Here is a 19,166-nt window from a genome sequence, read left to right on the forward strand (position 1 = left end):
TATCAGACAAGTAAGGAAAGGATGTTCTAATCCCTATATTATGACACGAATTTTAGAAAAAATGAGCCTACTTGGGCTATCCTTGCTCTTGATTTCGGCCTTTTCGATTTCAACAGCGCTACCACCTATGTTGGACTACTATAGCCCAACCTTTTCTGCCGCGCAAGTGGAGCTTTTAGTATCTGTCCCTTCATTTTCCGTAGTAGCGATGCTCTTACTTAATTCATTTATTGACAAATGGCTAAGTGATAGACAGCTAATTGTGACTGGATTGCTTTTACTTAGTAGTGCTGGGATTTTTCCTTTTTTTGTACAAGCCTATCCTCTTGTCTTACTGTCACGTATTGCTTTTGGGATGGGGATCGGCCTTATCAATGCTAAGGCGATTGCCATCATCAGTCAACGTTTTCAAGGTAAAGAACGGGTTCAGATGTTAGGTATTCGTGGCTCCATGGAGTTGATTGGTGGAGCTTCGTGTTCTCTTTTGGTTGGTCAACTATTGAAAATCCATTGGACCTTTGCCTTTCTTATTTATGGTCTTGGTTTTGTGATTCTGACCATGTACCTCCTTTTTGTGCCAACGATGGATCAGGTGGAGAGGAAGCAGATTACAAAAAGTAAACAAGGTCTAAACAAAAAAGACCTTAGTATGATCCTTGGCATGGCCCTTTTAGCAGGATTTGTCATCTGTATTAATTCTTCGATTAGTTTGCGCGTGCCTCTATTTCAGGTTGCTGGTAAGACCATTGCGAGTGGGCAATCAGCTTTAGTACTTAGTTTAGAGCAGGGAATTGGAATTGTAGCTGGACTAAGTTTCGCTTCTCTTATAGGATATTTTAAGAATCATCTTTTGCATATAGTGATGTTTTTATTGGCGGTTTGTCTCTTTGGGATGTCAGTGGCTAGTAACTTACCGATTTTGATTTTATCCTCAGTTGGTGTTGGTTTCTTCTATAGTACTGTTTTGACAATTATCTTTAACCAACTTTCTGAGCGTATTGCTAGAAATCTGTTGAACAAAGCGACAGCCTATGTCCTCTTGGGGTGTAACCTAGGGTCTGCCCTCTCTCCTTATGTTTTGAAATTATTGGCACTTGTATCTCCAAGTTTTAGTTGGATTTTCCTAGCCTATGCTATAGTAAGTTTCCTACTTTTCCTTGGTTTTTTGATGAAATCAAGAATGACAAAAAAGTCTAAGATGTAGAAATCTAAACAGTGAATCTTGTGATTGACAAAGATTAGTAGATGAGCTAAAATAGAGAGGTCGTAAAGACAAACCAACTCTTTCTTGGTTTTAGGAGAGCCAATCCTAAGACTCGGATGGAGCAAAAAAAGGAGAAAAAACATGGCAATCTCAAAAGAGAAAAAAAATGAAATCATTGCTCAATATGCACGTCACGAAGGTGACACTGGTTCAGTAGAGGTTCAAGTTGCTGTCCTTACTTGGGAAATCAACCACCTTAACGACCACATTAAACAACACAAAAAAGACCACGCTACTTACCGTGGTTTGATGAAAAAAATCGGTCACCGTCGTAACTTGTTGGCGTACCTTCGTCGCACAGATGTTAACCGCTACCGTGAGTTGATCAGCTCACTTGGACTTCGTCGTTAATTCAAGATACAAGTGCTTAGGCCTTGTTCAATTGAATACACGAAAATGGAACTGCTCTATAATGGGGCAGTTTTTCTTTTTCACTAGGATTTTAGCCCGAGTTCAAAACAGCTCTCTAGATTCAGAGGGCAGTTTTGCGGTATTCATCTAAAATTTCTTATGATGATTGATCTATAGAGCCAGTAAAAGACCTCCAGATTTAATTCTGAAGGCTTCTCTATCTTAAAATCTTTTTGATAACTGTTTGAAATTGAGGGAGTTGATGGATAGCAGTTCCGACAAGGATACCTAGCATATTTAAGGCGATATCTCCTAAATCAAAGACTCCCAAATGTCCAAAGTACTGAATGGATTCGACGGTGAAAAGGGTCAGGAGACAAAGTAGGAGATTACTCAATCGTGAAGAAAAGAGGAGTCCCAGAGGAATGAACATTAATAGGTTCATGATGGGAACGAAGTGGCTCCCCCAGTATAATTCCCGAGCGAAGGAAAGGGGATTAAGTGAGAGACCTTGGGTACCAATGTTTTTCAAGAAAAGTAGGTAGAAGAGAGCAAGAAAGTAAATGAAGTAGAGTAGGAGCAGTGTCTGTTTTTTCAGCTGTCTAGTAAGAAGGAGTTTCAAAAAAGCATAGACAAAGTAACTAAGCAGGACTATGATGACTAGGTTGAGTAAGACTTGGAAGTAGGAGCCATAATGGGCGATGTAATGAACGTACTGTTCGAGATGGCCCCTATAAAACCAATAAGACAAGCACAGTGATAGGCTTCCTAGTAAGATGTTACTCAATGTTTTTAATGTTTTTGCCACTTTGCTCCTCCATTTGCATATGATGAGTACACATTATATCAAAAAAACGTTTAAAGAAAGTTAAGAAACTGTAACGAAGTTTTGATAGAATGGAAGGATAAGGCAGAATCAAAGACTAAAAAAGGACTTTGAAACAGCAACTCTACTTTTGACTAACAATTTAATGGTTTTTGTAAACAGGCTATGAAAGCTTATAAAATAATTAAATTTTAAAAATTAGGAGTCAGCATCTTGTTTCAGGATTATTAAAATGTTATTATATAGTAGTGAATTTTTAACATAAAAAGGAGTTCGTCTTATGAATAAAAAGGTTTTGGCGACAGCTGGAATTGCAGCACTTGCAGTTTCTGCTACAGTTGCTAAAGCTGATGAGGTAACGACAAACGATCAAGCCTCAACAACAGCATCAGTATCATCGACAGCTACACAAGCTGTCCCAACTCAAGCCCAAGTTGAAGCGGCTAGAGAACAAGCCAGCGCTGCAAATCAAGCAGTATCGCAACAAGAGTCAGTAGTTGCTAATCATGAAGCAGTTGCCAACCAGGCTCAAGCAAATCTAGCGACAGCAGATGCTAACTTGCAAAAGGCACAAACAGCAGCCGATGAAGCAAGCCCAGAAACTATTGCTGCCGCTCAAGGTCAAGTAACTACTGCAGAAAATGCGGCTAAGGAAGCTAAGTCAGCAGTCGAAACAGCTCAATCAGCAGAAAAAACTGCCAAAGATGCAGCAGACAAACAGCAATCTGTCGTTAATACAGATCAAGCTAATGTCAATGCTAAAGCTAGTGAAGTTGCTAATGCTCAAAAATCAGTAGATGCTGCTAAAGCAGCTCTTAATGGTTCTAGCGCTTCTGAGGCAGCTTCTAACCAAGCTAAAGCACAATCAGTTTTTGACGCTGCAACAGTAGCTGAGAAAAAAGCTCAAGAAGAATTGGCAGCCGCTCAGGCAGCTGATAAAGAAAAAGCTACTGCTATTTCAGCTAAAGAAGGTCAATTGACTGTAGACCAAAATGCAGCAAACCAAGCTAAAGCAGCCTATGAGACTGCTCAAACAGTAGCTAATGAAAAGGCAGCTGCTCTTGCAGCCGCTGAAGCAGCTAAGAAAAAAGCAGAATCTTCAACAACTTCAACAGCTAATGTTCGTCAAAAATTCTCAGTATCACAAGAGTATGTTAATGCCCTTAAGATTCATGAGTCTAAAACAGCGACAGCAGCAGAAATAGCTCAAGCTGAACAAGTCTTGAAGAACGTCAATAAACGTGATCGTGGTAACAATAGTTATCAAGACAATGAAGCAGATAAAAATGTTAAAATTAGTGATTTGAATAATCTTAGTGAAGCTCAAATTACAGATTTGTCATTGTATGCTTCAAGTTTGATTAACCAAATTCGTACAGCCTTTGGTACAACTCAAACATCTGTTTCAAAAGGTAGTGTTCTTGCAGCTGATCGTGTTTCAGATGGTTATGTAGCAGATAACTGGGGTTGGGAAGCTATTACCCATAAACGACATGATAGTGCGGCCCTTGACCGTGCTGGTAAGTCATTTAATAGTGTAAGTATTGGTGAAAACCTTAATACATGGCAAGGGTTGACAGGACCATTTACACTTAACGACATTAAGAAATATGTCTACGAAGCTATGCTTGACTTCATGTTTAATGGTAAAGAGTGGAACCATGCTCGTTCTATTTCTGGACTTACAGCAGATGGTGGTGAGGCCTACATTGGTACAGACATCAGTGTTGTTGCCGGTGCCTTTAACGTTCATGTAAACAATGTCAATAAAAATTCTATCGCTTCTGATAGTAGCTTTGACACAACTAAGATTGCTAACCCATATGTAGGTAACTCATCTCAACCATCTCCAAATGCAAACCTAGCAGCTGCAAAAGCCGCTTATGAAGCTGCTAAACAAGCTAACGATCAAGCTCAAAGTGATTTGGCTAGCAAGAAATCTGCTTCTGAGTCAGCAACTCTTAAACTTAAGAATACTCAATCAGAACTTGCAGCTCTTAAAGCGACTGCAAGCAAGTTGGCAGCTGCTCAGAATAACCTTTCTGAAAAACAAGCAGCCCTTGCAACTGCTAAATCAGAATTGGAAAAAGCTAATGCTGCAGTTGAAAATCTTAATGCTAATGCACAAGAAAAAGCAGCAGCCCTTAGCAAAGCTCAAGCAACTCTTGATGAAAAACAAGCAGAGCTTCAAACAGCTAAAGATAAACTTGCGACAAGTTCTGCGACCTTGCAACGTTTGACAAATGCTTACAACGCTGCTAAGCAAGATACTGCTAAGAAACAAGTAGCATTGACTCAAGCTAACCAAGCTTTGGCTTCTGCTAAGAACCGTGTAGCAGCTCTTACAAATGCTTCAGCTAACCTAGCTAAGGCTAAAGCAGAACGTGCAACAGCCTTTGCTAAATTTACTGCGGCGAAAGCGGCTCTTTCAACTGAACGTGCGAAACTTGTTGAATTGTCTGCTAAACGTGATAAATTAACGAGCGAATACACAACTGTTCAAACAGCCTTCGATAACTACATGAAAGCTAAGGCAGACAAAGAGCTTCAAACACAATTGGCTAAAGAGTATGCTAACATCATCTCTAAAGGTCTTACACCAGTACCTGTTTACGATGTAGATGGTAAAGTTATTGCTTTCACAACACAAGAACAAGCAGCTCAAACTGTAGCTCAAGTTCCTGTAAATTATGGTCAAACAAAAGCTGAGAAACAAGCTCCTGTACAAGAAGCAGACAGCTTGCCAGAAACAGGTGAGTCAACTGCAGTAGGATTCAGCCTTGTAGGTCTCTTTATGACACTATTGGCCTTCCTTGGTTTTGTTGACAGACGTACACGTCGTAACTAATCATAGACAAAAAAACGGCAACTGCCGTTTTTTTATATATTTGAGAATCTAAAAAAAGTTAAGGTCGAAACCTTAACTTTTTCGTTTTTAACCCAAGAAACGTTTGAGGAATTCCTTGGTACGTTCTTCTTTAGGATTTTCAAAGATTTGTTCTGGGCTACCTTGTTCAGCGATTACCCCTTTATCCATGAAGATGACACGGTCTGAAACGTCACGTGCGAACTCCATTTCATGGGTAACGATAATCATGGTCAAACCAGTTTCAGATAGCTCCTGCATAGTCTTGAGTACTTCCCCTACCATTTCTGGGTCAAGGGCTGAAGTTGGCTCGTCAAAGAGGATGGCTTCTGGATCAACAGAGAGGGCACGGGCAATGGCTACACGTTGTTTTTGTCCCCCTGAGAGTTGTTTTGGTTTAGCTTTCCAGTATTGTTCCCCCATACCAACTTTCTCCAAGTTAGCTTTGGCGATACTCTCAGCTTCTTTACGGTCACGTTTGAGAACGGTTGTTTGAGCTACGATAGCATTTTCCAAAACATTAAGGTTTTCAAAGAGGTTGAAAGATTGGAAAACCATACCGAGTCTTTCACGATAGGTAGTGAGGTCGTAACCTTTTTCAAGGACATTGTCTCCATGATAGAGGATTTCACCACCTGAAGGTGACTCGAGTAGGTTAATAGAGCGAAGGAAGGTTGATTTCCCTGAACCTGAAGAACCAATAATTGAGATAACCTCACCCTTTTTGACGCTGAGGGAGATATCTTTGAGGACTTCATTTTTTCCGTATGATTTTTTGAGGTTTTTAATTTCTAAAATCGTCTCAGTCATTAGTGAACCCCTCCTTGTGTGTAAGTATCTTGATCCAAACGGCGTTCTACATAACGCAAGATGCGTGTCACTGTGAAGGTGAGGACAAAGTAGATTGCTGCGATAACAAAGAATGTTTGGAAGTATTGATAAGTTTGGCTTGCAACAGTGTTACCTGCGAAGTAAAGTTCCACAACAGAGATAACGTTCAAAACAGAGGTATCCTTGATATTGATAACGAACTCATTACCAGTAGCTGGCAAGATGTTACGGATAACCTGTGGAAGAACAATCTTACGCATGGTTTGACCATGGGTAAATCCAAGAGCAGTTGCAGCTTCAAATTGTCCTTTATCTACAGCGAAGATACCACCACGAACGATTTCACTCATGTAGGCTCCGGTGTTGATAGAAACGATGAAGACAGCTGCTAGGGTACGGTCAATGTTGATACCAAAGGCCTGGGCAGTACCGTAGTAGATAACCATAGATTGTACAATCATTGGCGTACCACGGAAAACTTCGATATAGACATTAAGAACCCAACCGAAGAGTTTTTGGAGCAAGGCTACAAATTTATTAGCAGCTTTAGGAGCTGTGCGGTAAACACCAATCATAAGACCGATGAAAGTACCCACAACTGTACCAATAATTGAGATAAGAAGGGTAATTCCTGTACCACGTAAGAATTGTGGCCAGTTCTTAGCGATGATAGCGCTCATCTGACTAAAGAAGTTTCCTTTTTTAGCATCATCAGTCTTATCTGCAGGTTGGATGTCAATGATGTGATCCATCAGTTTGACACGTTCCTCTAGGCTGATTCCAGCAAGGACCTTATTGACTTGTTCCATTTGCTGGCTGTCTCCTTTACGAAGACCGACGGCCAAGGACACGTCATCGTCTGAAACCTGGAAACCACCATCTTTAAGCGTAATCATCTTATATTTTGAGCTAGCTTCTTCGGCAGTTTTGGCTTCAGGACGCTCTGAAACATAACCATCGATGATACCAGATGCAAGGGCTTGGCGCATAGCACCGAAGTCTCCCATAGCTGTTTGTTTGCTGACGTCTGGGATTTGGTCAATCAAATTATAGAGATAAACCCCTTGTTGAGCTGTGATTTTAGCATCCTTGAAGTCTTTGAGACTCTTAGCGTTAGCATAATCACCATCAGAGCTAACAACCATAACAGGTTCGCTTCGGTAGTAGCTATCTGAAAAGTCAATTTCTTGACGACGTTCAGCTGTTGGACTCATACCTGCGATAATCATATCGATCTTGCCAGAAGTGAGGGCAGGAATCAAACCTGTCCAAGCTGTTTTGACCACTAAGGGTTTCTTACCTTGGGCTTGAGCAATTTTTTTAGCGATTTGCACGTCATAACCGTTGGCATACTGTTTAGTACCTTCGATTGGAACGGCTCCGTTTGAGTCATCGTCCTGTGTCCAGTTGAAAGGTGCATAGGCAGCCTCCATACCGACACGGAGATACTCGTCTGCTTGAGCGCTTGATACCCCACCAAAAACGAGGAGGAGCGCTGCAAAGCAGGCTACAATAATTTTTTTCATTGAAACAATGTCTCCTATAAAAATGTCATACCTTACTATTTTACAGGAAATTAGGACTAATGACAATAAGCTGGGATTAGAAAAACAATCTCTATATCAAGATTGTCTTCAAATACAAGTTGTAATTTGATATAATGGGAAGGACGATTTGGAGCCTTAATCATTTTTGGTGTGATGAGGCTAGCATTTTAAAACGGAGATAATTATGCAAACGGCACAATTTATTATTGAATTACTAAAAGCAGTCTTTCTTGGGATTGTCGAAGGAATCACAGAGTGGCTACCTATTTCATCTACAGGTCACTTGATTTTGGTTAATGAATTCTTGAATTTGAGACAGAGTAAAGATTTCATTGATATGTTTAATATCGTAATCCAACTTGGTGCTATTCTTGCGGTTATGGTCATCTACTTTAAACGCTTGAATCCCTTCCAACCTGGTAAGACAGCACGTGAAGTGCAGTTGACTTGGCAACTTTGGCTTAAAGTGGTCATTGCCTGTATTCCTTCAGCCTTCTTTGGGCTTCTTTTAGATGACTGGATGGAGGCTCATCTCAGTAATTTCTTTGTAGTAGCTATCATGTTGGTGGTCTACGGGATTGCCTTTATTTGGATTGAGGACCGCAATCGACGTGTAGAGCCTAAGGTAACGGATTTGGCACGTATGTCTTACAAGACAGCTTTCTATATTGGTCTTTTCCAAGTCTTGAGTATCATTCCAGGGACAAGCCGTTCAGGTGCTACTATTCTTGGGGGTATCATCGTTGGTACTAGTCGTAGCGTAGCTGCTGACTTCACTTTCTTCCTTGGTATTCCAACCATGTTTGGTTACAGTGGCCTTAAGGCAGTTAAGTACTTCATTGACGGAAATACTTTGACAGGTGGACAAGTAGCTATTCTCTTGGTAGCTAGTGTGACAGCCTTTGTTGTCAGCTTGTTCGTGATTCGCTTCTTGATGAATTACATTAAGAAACATGATTTTACAGTTTTCGGAAAATACCGTATCGTGCTTGGTATTATTGTGCTTCTCTATGGAGCTGTTAAACTTATTTTTGGATAATTACTTTTAAGTAAACTGAAAAGGACTTCAATTGGAGTCCTTTTTATCTGGTTTTGAAATCATTTGTGGATAAGTTTTCCAAAGATGAGATAAGCCAGCAACCATAGGACTAGTCCACAAGTTAAGAAGCTAGCTAGGATTTTCAAGAAGTCCACGACATTATGCAAGGGATACCATCCGGACAAACAGAGGATTGGAAGGATGGTAACACACATGATAGAGAAGTGGAGCAGTGATTGCTGTTTGAGCGATAAACGGTTATCGTCGTAAATGGGAGCACTTGCTAGTAGGATGGCGACAATTAGCCCCGTAAGAAAGGTAGATTTGTTTACTTGATGAGGTTGCCCCGACAAGTAGAGAAGGAGCGTCAATAAACTCGTTATTCCCCCAGCAATGCTAGCTCGTAGCCACCCTTTTTTGTAGGCAGTCATGGTCATCACCTCCACGTATAGGTTCACTTTTATTATACAACTTTCTGGGGGAGATGACAGGTATTAATGGGGAAATACAAGGTTTTGTTAGCATTGAGAAGTTTTTAGAAATCCTATCCTAAATAAGACGCAAACTTGCTCAGAAATTGCTATCTCTTGGCTTTTCTAGTATAATGAAATAACTACTCGTGCGAGGTTTTTTACATATGGAAATGAAACAAATAAGCGAGACAACTCTAAAAATCATGATTACCATGGAAGATCTTGAAGAACATGGTATGGAATTGAAAGATTTCTTGATTCCCCAGGAAAAAACAGAGGAATTTTTCTACACTGTCATGGATGAGTTGGACTTGCCTGATAACTTTAAAAATAGCGGGATGCTGAGCTTCCGTGTCACGCCACGCAAGGACCGTGTGGATGTCTTTGTGACTAAATCAGATCTTAAGGAAGACCTTGATTTCAACGATTTGTCAGATATGGACGACTACTCAGGGCTTTCTCCAGAAGAGTTCCTCAAGGCTCTTGAAGGTAACTTTATGGACAAGGGGGATATCGAAGCACACCATAAGCTCGAAGAACTTGAGAAGACCTTGGAAGAAGTTGATAAGGCTATGACAGAGCCTACCAAGGAAGTGGCTGAAGAAAATATTCGTGAAGACTATACCCACTATGTCTTGGCTTTCTCTGACTTTGATCAAGTAGTGACCTTTACACAAGGCTTGAAGAATGTACCTGTTGAAGGTTCTGAGCTTTATAAACTTGGGAATGTCTACTATATGACAATCCTTCTTTACTTGGCTGATGAGCCTGATTATTACGCGAACAATATGTATGCGCGTTTTCTTGAATATGCGAATGTGGCAGACCGAACACGTGCCTACCTACAAGAGCATGCAACAATTTTGATGGAAGAGGACGCCTTACCGGTACTACAAGCAACGAAATGGAGCTAAGACATGCCTTGGACCATTAACTATATATTCGTTTTGATTGGGACCTTTTTGATTGCCATTGTGGCGACTCCTTTGGTACGCTCTTTGGCCTTACGTGTCGGAGCTGTTGACAATCCCAATGCAAGACGTATCAATAAAAAGCCAATGCCTAGTGCTGGTGGTCTAGCTATTTTGTTGGCCTTTGTACTAGCGACCTTGGTCTTTATGCCTATGATTATTCATAAGGATATCTGGCATGTTTCCTACATCAGGTACATCTTGCCGGTTGTTGTAGGAGGATCTGTCGTAGCTCTGACTGGCTTCATTGATGATATCTTGGAATTAAAGCCTCTACCTAAGATGCTTGGTATTGTCATTGGAGCTGTCATCGTTTGGGCTTTTACAGACTTCCGATTTGATAGCTTTAAGATTCCATTTGGTGGTCCCATGATTCATTTTGGGCCGGTCTTGACCTTGATTTTAACGGTGTTATGGATTGCGGCCATCACCAATGCCATTAATCTGATTGATGGTTTGGATGGCTTAGTTGGAGGAGTTTCTATCATTTCCCTTATGACTATGGGGGTGATTTCTTATTTCTTCCTCTATGACACTGATATTTTCTTGACCATGACTATCTTTGTCTTGGTGGCTGCCATTGTGGGATTTTTCCCTTACAATTATCATCCAGCGATTATCTATCTAGGTGATACAGGGGCGCTCTTTATTGGCTTTATGATTGGTGTCTTGTCATTGCAAGGGTTGAAAAATGCGACAGCGGTGGCTATTTTGTCACCTGTTATTATCCTTGGAGTGCCTATTGTTGACACAGTGGTGGCTATTGTCCGCCGTAAGTTGTCAGGGCGCCCAGCTATGGAAGCTGACAAGATGCATTTGCATCATCGTCTCCTAGCTATGGGCTTTACTCATCGTGGAGCGGTTCTAGTGGTCTATGCCATCGCTATCCTCTTTTCATTGATTGCCCTCTTGTTAAATGTTTCTAGCCGTCTTGGTGGTATTCTCTTGCTCTTGAGTTTACTTCTGGGAATGGAAATTCTGATTGAAGGCCTTGAGATTTGGGGCGTTGGTCGAACACCTCTCTTCAACCTCCTGAAATTTATCGGAAATAGTGATTATCGCCAAGCAACCCTGTTAAAATGGAAGCAAGGGCGAAAAAATTAAACATTTGAAAAGCCAAGTTATGGCTTTTTTGTTATAATGATTCTAATTAAGGAAAATGGAAGTTCTCTTTTTATTTTCCAGAAAATAGCAAGACTATTTTCAAAAAAATAATGCAAATTAGCGAGCAAGTGCTCGCTGTATATATGAAAAAGGAGTATACAATGTCTGTACTTGAAATCAAAAATCTTCATGTTTCTGTTGAAGATAAAGAAATCTTGAAGGGTCTTAATTTGACTCTTAAAACTGGTGAGATTGCTGCTATCATGGGTCCTAACGGAACTGGTAAATCTACCCTCTCAGCTGCTATCATGGGTAACCCAAACTATGAAATCACAGAAGGGGACATCCTTTTTGATGGTGAAAGCATCCTTGACTTGGAAGTTGACGAACGTGCACGCCTAGGTCTTTTCCTTGCTATGCAATATCCAGCTGAAATCCCAGGGATCACAAACGCTGAGTTCATCCGTGCGGCTATGAACGCTGGTAAAGAAGATGACGAAAAGATTTCTGTTCTTGATTTCATCACTAAATTGGATGAAAAGATGGAATTGCTTGGTATGCGTGAAGAAATGGCTGAGCGTTACCTTAATGAAGGTTTCTCAGGTGGTGAGAAAAAACGTAACGAAATTCTTCAATTGCTTATGTTGGAACCTAAGTTTGCTCTTCTCGATGAGATTGACTCAGGTCTTGATATCGATGCCCTTAAAGTGGTTTCAAAAGGGGTTAACGCTATGCGTGGCGAAGGCTTCGGTGCTATGATTATCACTCACTACCAACGTCTCTTGAACTACATCACTCCAGATGTCGTACATGTAATGATGGAAGGTAAAGTGGTTCTTTCAGGCGGTCCTGAATTGGCTGCTCGTCTTGAGCAAGAAGGTTATGCGAAAATCGCTGAAGAGCTCGGTTACGAGTACCACGAAGAAGCGTAAGTCTGTTACTCGAAATAACTAGAAAAGGAGTAACCTATGTCAAAAGAATCTATTATCGCTTTTTCACAAGCAAAGGCAGAGCCACTTTGGTTGCAAGACCTTCGTCAAGCAGCCTTTGATAAGATTGAAAGTTTGGCTCTTCCAAAAATTGAGCGTGTTAAATTCCACCGTTGGAATCTCGGTGATGGAACGATTACTGAAAATGAACCATCAGCAAATGTGCCTGATTTTACAGCGCTTGGAAACAACCCTAAATTGGTCCAAGTAGGAACAAATACTGTACTTGAACAATTGCCAGCTGACTTGATTAGTCAAGGTGTGGTCTTCACAGACCTTACGACTGCTCTTGAGGAAATCCCAGAAGTCGTTGAAGCCTTCTTTGGTAAGGCTGTAGCCTATGACGAGGACAAATTGGCAGCTTATAACTATGCCTATTTCAATAGTGCAGCAGTCCTTTATGTACCAGATAATGTTGAAGTTGACTTGCCAGTTGAAAGCTATTTTTACCAAGATGGAACTTCAAATGTTCCATTTAACAAACACGTTTTGATCGTGGCTGGTAAAAACAGTAAATTGACTTACCTTGAGCGCTTTGAAACGCTAGGTGAAGCGACTGAAAAAGCTAGTGCCAATATTTCAGTTGAAGTCATTGCTCAAGACGGTGCACAAGTCAAGTTTGCGGCTATTGACCGTTTGGGTGAAAACGTCACAACTTATATTAGTCGTCGAGGTCGTATCGGTCGTGATGCCAGCATTGACTGGGCTCTCGGGATCATGAACGAGGGCAATGTTATTGCTGACTTTGATAGTGACTTGATTGGCAATGGAAGTCATGCCAACCTTAAAGTTATTGGTCTTTCATCAGGTCGTCAGGTTCAAGGGATTGATACTCGTGTGACGAACTATGGTAACAACTCTGTGGGACATATCCTACAACATGGTGTTATTTTGGAACGTGGTACTTTGACTTTCAATGGTATTGGTCACATTGTCAAAGGTGCTAAGGGTGCTGATGCACAACAAGAAAGCCGTGTGCTTATGCTTTCTGACAAGGCACGTTCAGACGCCAACCCAATCCTCTTGATTGACGAAAACGAAGTTACAGCAGGACATGCTGCTTCAATCGGTCAGGTAGATCCAGAGGATATGTATTACCTTATGAGTCGTGGACTTGATCAAGACACTGCAGAACGTTTGGTTATTCGCGGTTTCTTAGGAGCAGTTATTACTGAAATCCCAGTTAAAGAAGTGCGCGATGAAATGATTTCTGTAACTGATACAAAACTAAACAAACGTTAGGAACTATCGACGCAGATAGTCTAACCTATGATATATCTAGATAGGGAGATAAGATGTCAGCTTTAGATGCCTATAAGATTCGACAAGATTTTGCCATTTTAGATCAGGTAGTTAATGATGAACCTTTGGTATACTTGGATAATGCAGCAACGACTCAGAAGCCTCAAGTAGTTTTGGACACTCTCATGGCCTACTATCATGAGGATAATGCCAATGTTCACCGTGGTGTGCACACTTTGGCTGAGCGTGCAACAGCTGCTTACGAAGCTAGTCGTGAAAAGCTTCGTAAGTTTATCAATGCTGAATCAACCAAAGAGGTCCTCTTTACACGTGGAACGACAACTGGTCTTAACTGGGTTGGTCGTTTTGCAGAGCAGGTTCTTGAGCCAGGAGATGAGGTGGTTATTTCAATTATGGAACACCACTCGAATATCATTCCTTGGCAGGAAGCTTGTAAGAAGACAGGGGCTAAACTTGTTTACGCCTACTTGAAAGATGGCCAATTGGATATGGAAGATTTGGCCAACAAGATTACTGAAAAGACAAAATTTGTCAGTCTAGCTCAGGTCTCTAACGTTTTAGGCTGCATCAATCCTGTCAAAGAAATTGCCAAGCTTGCCCACCAAGTTGGTGCCTATATGGTGGTGGATGGTGCCCAATCGGCGCCTCACATGGCCATTGATGTTCAGGATTTGGATTGTGATTTCTTCACCCTTTCTTGCCATAAGATGTTAGGTCCAACAGGGATTGGGGTTCTTTATGGCAAGGAAGAGATTCTTAACCAGATGAATCCTATTGAATTCGGTGGTGAGATGATTGATTTTGTTTATGAACAAGAAGCCACTTGGAAGGAATTGCCCTGGAAATTTGAGGCTGGTACACCTAACATTGCGGGGGCTATTGCTCTTGGTGCTGCTGTGGACTACCTCTCTGCTTTAGGTATGGAAAATGTTCATGCTTACGAGCAGGAGTTAGTAGACTATGTTTTGCCTAAACTTCATGAGATTGAGGGATTGACAGTCTACGGTCCAGATAATCCTAGCCAGCACGCAGGTGTTATTGCCTTTAACATTGATGGGCTTCATCCTCATGATGTGGCGACTGCCCTTGACTATGAAGGAGTAGCAGTGCGTGCAGGTCACCACTGTGCTCAGCCTTTAATCAATCATATAGGTATCTCATCAGCTGCCCGAGCAAGCTTCTATATTTACAATACTAAAGAGGATTGTGACAAGCTTGTAGAGGCAATTCTTGCGACGAAGGAGTTTTTCAATGGCACTCTCTAGACTAGATAGTTTATATATGGCTGTTGTGGCCGATCACTCTAAGAGCCCTCACCATCATGGTGTTCTACCTGATGTGGAGCAACTTCAACTGAATAATCCGACTTGTGGAGATGTTATCAATCTGTCAGTAAAATTTGATGGTGACGTGATTGAAGACATTGCCTTTGCTGGAGATGGTTGTACCATTTCTACAGCGTCATCAAGTATGATGACGGATGCGGTTATTGGTAAAACTAAGGCAGAGGCTTTGGAACTAGCGGAGATTTTCTCTCTTATGATTCAAGGAAATCATGAAGATGAAGATAAGCTAGGTGAGGCTAAGCTCTTGGCGGGGGTTTCTAAATTTCCACAACGTATCAAATGTGCAACACTCTCTTGGAATGCCCTTAAAAAGGCTATAGAGAGAAGTGAGCTCTAGGAAGCAATGGAGCAATTATCCTCCTTGCTCAAGTCTTAAATAAAGAAAAATAATCAAACCTTTAATAAAGGAAAATACTATGACTGAAACAAATGAAAAAGTAGAACCAAAACCCATTGATCTTGGGGAATATAAATACGGTTTCCATGATGATGTGACGCCAGTCTTTTCAACAGGAAAAGGGATCAGTGAAGACGTGGTCCGTGCCATGTCTGCTGAAAAAGGGGAGCCTGAGTGGATGCTTGAATTCCGCTTGAAATCATTGGAAACCTTTAACAAAATGGCCATGCAAGAGTGGGGACCAGACCTTTCTGGTATTAACTTTGATGACCTGACTTATTTCCAAAAGGCATCAGACAAACCTGCTCGTGACTGGGAAGATGTTCCTGAGAAAATTAAGGAAACTTTTGAACGTATTGGTATCCCAGAAGCAGAGCGTGCTTATCTTGCTGGAGCCTCAGCTCAGTATGAATCAGAAGTGGTTTACCACAATATGAAAGAAGAGTACGACAAGTTGGGGATTATCTTTACAGATACGGATTCAGCTCTTAAAGAGCATCCAGAACTCTTCAAGAAGTACTTCTCAAAACTGGTTCCGCCAACAGATAATAAATTTGCAGCCCTTAACTCAGCCTTCTGGTCAGGTGGTACCTTTATCTATGTACCTAAAGGCGTTAAGGTGGATATTCCGCTTCAAACCTACTTCCGTATCAATAACGAAGCAACTGCTCAGTTTGAACGTACTCTTATCATCGTTGATGAAGGTGCCAGCGTTCACTATGTTGAAGGATGTACAGCGCCAACTTACACAACTGCCAGCCTTCATGCGGCTATCGTTGAAATCTTTGCACTTGATGGTGCCTACATGCGCTACTCAACTATCCAAAACTGGTCAGATAGCGTCTACAACTTGGTAACTAAACGTGCTACGGCTAAGAAAAACGCAACTGTTGAGTGGATTGATGGTAACCTGGGTGCTGAAGTAACCATGAAGTACCCTTCTGTTTACCTTGATGGCGAAGGTGCACGTGGTACTATGCTTTCAATTGCCTTTGCCAATGCTGGTCAACACCAAGATACAGGGGCTAAGATGATTCACAATGCACCGCATACATCATCATCTATTGTTTCTAAATCAATCGCTCGTAATGGTGGTAAGGTTGACTATCGTGGACAAGTAACCTTCAACAAGGATTCTAAGAAATCGGTATCTCACATCGAATGTGATACCATCTTGATGGATGACTTGTCTAAATCAGACACTATCCCATTCAACGAAATCCACAATTCACAAGTTGCGCTTGAACATGAAGCTAAAGTTTCTAAGATTTCTGAAGAACAGCTCTACTACCTCATGAGCCGCGGACTTTCAGAACAAGAAGCAACTGAAATGATTGTCATGGGATTTGTGGAACCATTTACCAAAGAACTTCCAATGGAATATGCTGTTGAACTTAACCGCTTAATTAGTTATGAAATGGAAGGATCAGTTGGGTAAGAACTCTGATAATCTAAAGGGACCGGATGGTCCTTTTTGTTTTGGTTGAAAAATGAGGAAATGAGCTCTAGCTTAATGTTAGTGAAGCGCAATTGCAATGTTTGGAAAGCGTTTACAACTGATATTTAAAAAGATATAATAGATTTGAACAGCAAGTAATGGAGGTGACTAATATGGGAGTATATAACAGTGACTGGCTACTCAATCAGATTCGAGGGACAGCTAATGTCGTCAGCAAGGCTTTTAAATTTGAGACTCTGGATATTGATTTAGGTCAGGTGGAAGATGAGCAAGGGCACACTGTTGATGGAAATGACTACATTGATGATTTGTTAATTCACGAAAAGTATGATCAGGCGACAGCCTTCATTCATAGTCAACTCAAACGTTTGACGACTAATGACTATAATCTCCTTGTCAGCATCTATATTGAGTATTTGGAGAATTTGCCGCCATTAATAAAAGAAAAACATCAGCTTGATAATCGCCAAATAATGGACTGGAAAGCTAAACTGTCCGAGTTTTCATGGTAATTTGCTAGAGAGAGTGGGAGAGGAAACGCCAAGCGTTTACGACTTTTCCACCCTCTTTTTTGTGTTATAATAGAGACACTATGGATAAATTAATTAAAACAATTTCAGAATCAGGTTCTTTCCGTGCTTATGTTCTTGATAGCACTGAAACAGTTAGAACCGCACAAGAAAAACACAATACATTATCATCATCAACAGTTGCTTTGGGGCGTACTCTTATTGCCAATCAAATCTTGGCTGCTAACCAAAAGGGTGAAAGCAAAATTACAGTTAAGGTTATCGGAAACAGCTCTTTTGGTCATATCATCTCTGTAGCTGATACCAAAGGACATGTTAAGGGCTACATCCAAAATCCAGGTGTGGACATCAAGAAAACAGCGACTGGTGAAGTTTTGGTGGGTCCTTTCATGGGTCAAGGGCAGTTTGTCTCAATCATCGATTATGGAACTGGTAATCCTTACACGTCATCAACACCACTTATTTCTGGTGAAATCGGTGAAGACTTTGCCTACTATTTGACAGAATCTGAGCAAACACCATCTGCTGTTGGTCTTAATGTACTTCTTGACGAAGAGGATAAGGTTAAGGTTGCTGGTGGTTTCATGCTTCAGGTCTTGCCAGGGGCTAGCGAGGAAGAAGTCGCTCGTTACGAAAAACGCATCCAAGAGATGCCAGCCATTTCAACGCTTTTGGAGTCTGATGACCATATCGAAGCTCTCTTGAATGCTATTTATGGGGATGAGCCTTTCAAACGTTTGTCTGAAGAGGAGCTGAGTTTTGACTGTGATTGCTCACGTGAACGCTTTGAAAATGCCCTCTTGACGCTTGGTAAGGATGAACTTCAAGCTATTAAAGATGAAGATCACGGTGCTGAAATCATCTGCCAATTCTGCCAAAACAAGTATGAATTTTCAGAAGCTGACTTGGAGGAACTCATCAATGACTAAACTTAATTCGTCCTTCATGATTGGAAATGTAGAGATCCCTCACCGAACAGTCCTAGCTCCTATGGCAGGCGTGACCAACTCTGCCTTTCGTACCATTGCAAAAGAGTTTGGTGCTGGTCTTGTGGTGATGGAGATGATTTCTGAAAAAGGTCTCCTCTACAATAATGAGAAAACTCTTCACATGCTTCACATCGATGAGAATGAACATCCAATGTCTATCCAGCTTTTCGGTGGTGATGCTGAAGGCTTGAAGCGAGCAGCCGACTTTATCCAGACCAATACGAAGGCTGATATCGTTGATATCAACATGGGTTGTCCGGTCAATAAGGTAGTCAAAAATGAAGCTGGTGCCAAGTGGCTCAAGGATCCAGATAAGATTTACCACATTGTCAAGGAAGTAACGTCAGTACTTGATATTCCTTTGACTGTTAAGATGCGTACGGGTTGGTCAGACAGTGATTTGGCTGTGGAAAACGCTCTTGCAGCTGAGTCTGCAGGTGTTTCTGCTCTTGCTATGCACGGTCGTACCCGTGAACAAATGTATACTGGTCACTGTGACCATGAGACGCTGGCTCGTGTTGCTAAAGCTATTACTAAGATTCCATTTATCGGAAATGGTGATGTTCGTAGCGTTCAAGACGCTAAACTCATGATTGAAGAACTTGGTGTAGATGCGGTTATGGTGGGGCGTGCAGCTATGAACAACCCATACATCTTCACGCAAATCAATCACTTCTTCGAAACGGGAGAGGAATTGCCAGAGCTTCCATTTGATAAGAAGCTGGACATCGCTGAAGACCACCTCAAACGTTTGGTGGACCTTAAAGGTGAAAAGATTGCTGTTCGTGAATTCCGTGGTCTGGCACCACACTATCTTCGTGGAACAGCAGGAGCAGCTAAGGTTCGTGGCGAAGTCTCACGTGCCGAGTCTGTTGCTCAGGTCGAAGAAATATTTGCAACTTTGCGATAAATCTATAATAT

Annotated in this window: 18 protein-coding genes; 14 read left to right on the plus strand and 4 right to left on the minus strand. The window is 41.4% G+C overall.

Annotated elements, in window-relative coordinates; genetic code table 11:
• Positions 1 to 40: 40 nt before the first annotated feature.
• Both NYE32_RS00800 and rpsO read left to right on the plus strand, forming a co-directional pair.
• Positions 41 to 1,204 (plus strand): MFS transporter, encoded by a 1,164-nt coding sequence (locus tag NYE32_RS00800; RefSeq protein ID WP_048673981.1) that lies wholly within the window; start codon positions 41 to 43, stop codon positions 1,202 to 1,204.
• A 141-nt stretch (positions 1,205 to 1,345) separates the two neighbouring features.
• A complete protein-coding gene (rpsO, locus tag NYE32_RS00805) occupies positions 1,346 to 1,615 on the plus strand; it encodes a 30S ribosomal protein S15 (protein ID WP_008535715.1) in 270 nt (89 codons plus the stop codon).
• 217 nt (positions 1,616 to 1,832) lie between these two features.
• Here rpsO and NYE32_RS00810 read toward each other — a convergent pair whose 3' ends face one another.
• Entirely contained in the window at positions 1,833 to 2,423 is a 591-nt protein-coding gene (locus NYE32_RS00810) for a VanZ family protein (protein ID WP_002889749.1), read from the minus strand.
• Positions 2,424 to 2,721: 298 nt separating this feature from the next.
• Between NYE32_RS00810 and NYE32_RS00815 the strand changes: the two genes are divergently transcribed.
• Positions 2,722 to 5,289, plus strand: a complete 2,568-nt coding sequence (locus NYE32_RS00815; RefSeq protein WP_227071935.1) for an SEC10/PgrA surface exclusion domain-containing protein — start codon at positions 2,722 to 2,724, stop codon at positions 5,287 to 5,289.
• Positions 5,290 to 5,376: 87 nt separating this feature from the next.
• On the opposite strand, the gene NYE32_RS00820 is transcribed toward NYE32_RS00815, so the two are convergent.
• Positions 5,377 to 6,117, minus strand: a complete 741-nt coding sequence (locus NYE32_RS00820; RefSeq protein WP_002886432.1) for an amino acid ABC transporter ATP-binding protein — start codon at positions 6,115 to 6,117, stop codon at positions 5,377 to 5,379.
• Entirely contained in the window at positions 6,117 to 7,664 is a 1,548-nt protein-coding gene (locus NYE32_RS00825) for an ABC transporter substrate-binding protein/permease (protein WP_339157047.1), read from the minus strand. The genes NYE32_RS00820 and NYE32_RS00825 overlap by 1 nt, the downstream gene beginning before the upstream one ends.
• A 205-nt stretch (positions 7,665 to 7,869) precedes the next feature.
• Between NYE32_RS00825 and NYE32_RS00830 the strand changes: the two genes are divergently transcribed.
• A complete protein-coding gene (locus tag NYE32_RS00830) occupies positions 7,870 to 8,724 on the plus strand; it encodes an undecaprenyl-diphosphate phosphatase (RefSeq protein WP_002883622.1) in 855 nt (284 codons plus the stop codon).
• 59 nt (positions 8,725 to 8,783) lie between these two features.
• Here NYE32_RS00830 and NYE32_RS00835 read toward each other — a convergent pair whose 3' ends face one another.
• Complete coding sequence (locus NYE32_RS00835) at positions 8,784 to 9,155, minus strand: DUF3021 family protein (protein WP_060973232.1); 372 nt, start codon at positions 9,153 to 9,155, stop codon at positions 8,784 to 8,786.
• A 206-nt stretch (positions 9,156 to 9,361) separates the two neighbouring features.
• On the opposite strand from NYE32_RS00835, the gene mecA reads away from it, so the two are divergent.
• The 10 genes from mecA to dusB all read left to right on the plus strand — a co-directional run bounded on the left by mecA (position 9,362) and on the right by dusB (position 19,155).
• Positions 9,362 to 10,111: an adaptor protein MecA gene (mecA, locus tag NYE32_RS00840; RefSeq protein ID WP_070576236.1), complete on the plus strand. Its 750-nt coding sequence runs from the start codon at positions 9,362 to 9,364 to the stop codon at positions 10,109 to 10,111.
• 3 nt (positions 10,112 to 10,114) lie between these two features.
• On the plus strand, positions 10,115 to 11,272 hold the full coding sequence (locus NYE32_RS00845; protein ID WP_037598909.1) for an MraY family glycosyltransferase: 1,158 nt from the start codon (positions 10,115 to 10,117) through the stop codon (positions 11,270 to 11,272).
• 161 nt (positions 11,273 to 11,433) lie between these two features.
• Positions 11,434 to 12,204 (plus strand): Fe-S cluster assembly ATPase SufC, encoded by a 771-nt coding sequence (gene sufC / locus NYE32_RS00850; RefSeq protein ID WP_002883600.1) that lies wholly within the window; start codon positions 11,434 to 11,436, stop codon positions 12,202 to 12,204.
• A gap of 36 nt (positions 12,205 to 12,240) precedes the next feature.
• Positions 12,241 to 13,503 carry a Fe-S cluster assembly protein SufD gene (gene sufD / locus NYE32_RS00855; RefSeq protein WP_013989976.1) on the plus strand — a complete coding sequence of 421 codons (1,263 nt, stop codon included), beginning with the start codon at positions 12,241 to 12,243 and terminating at the stop codon, positions 13,501 to 13,503.
• 53 nt (positions 13,504 to 13,556) lie between these two features.
• On the plus strand, positions 13,557 to 14,789 hold the full coding sequence (locus tag NYE32_RS00860) for a cysteine desulfurase (RefSeq protein ID WP_339157048.1): 1,233 nt from the start codon (positions 13,557 to 13,559) through the stop codon (positions 14,787 to 14,789).
• Entirely contained in the window at positions 14,776 to 15,207 is a 432-nt protein-coding gene (sufU, locus tag NYE32_RS00865; RefSeq protein WP_070576230.1) for a Fe-S cluster assembly sulfur transfer protein SufU, read from the plus strand. Before NYE32_RS00860 ends, sufU begins: the two co-directional genes overlap by 14 nt.
• Before the next feature lie 79 nt (positions 15,208 to 15,286).
• A complete protein-coding gene (gene sufB, locus NYE32_RS00870) occupies positions 15,287 to 16,705 on the plus strand; it encodes a Fe-S cluster assembly protein SufB (RefSeq protein WP_002883666.1) in 1,419 nt (472 codons plus the stop codon).
• 173 nt (positions 16,706 to 16,878) lie between these two features.
• The gene (locus NYE32_RS00875; protein ID WP_013989977.1) at positions 16,879 to 17,238 is read left to right on the plus strand and encodes a hypothetical protein; all 360 of its coding nucleotides are present in this window, start codon (positions 16,879 to 16,881) and stop codon (positions 17,236 to 17,238) included.
• 80 nt (positions 17,239 to 17,318) lie between these two features.
• A complete protein-coding gene (gene hslO, locus NYE32_RS00880) occupies positions 17,319 to 18,185 on the plus strand; it encodes an Hsp33 family molecular chaperone HslO (RefSeq protein WP_037600144.1) in 867 nt (288 codons plus the stop codon).
• Complete coding sequence (gene dusB / locus NYE32_RS00885) at positions 18,178 to 19,155, plus strand: tRNA dihydrouridine synthase DusB (protein ID WP_002883588.1); 978 nt, start codon at positions 18,178 to 18,180, stop codon at positions 19,153 to 19,155. The genes hslO and dusB overlap by 8 nt, the downstream gene beginning before the upstream one ends.
• The last annotated feature ends 11 nt before the right edge of the window (positions 19,156 to 19,166 follow it).

The organism is Streptococcus sp. FSL R7-0248 (assembly GCF_037967965.1).
Lineage (GTDB): Bacteria > Bacillota > Bacilli > Lactobacillales > Streptococcaceae > Streptococcus.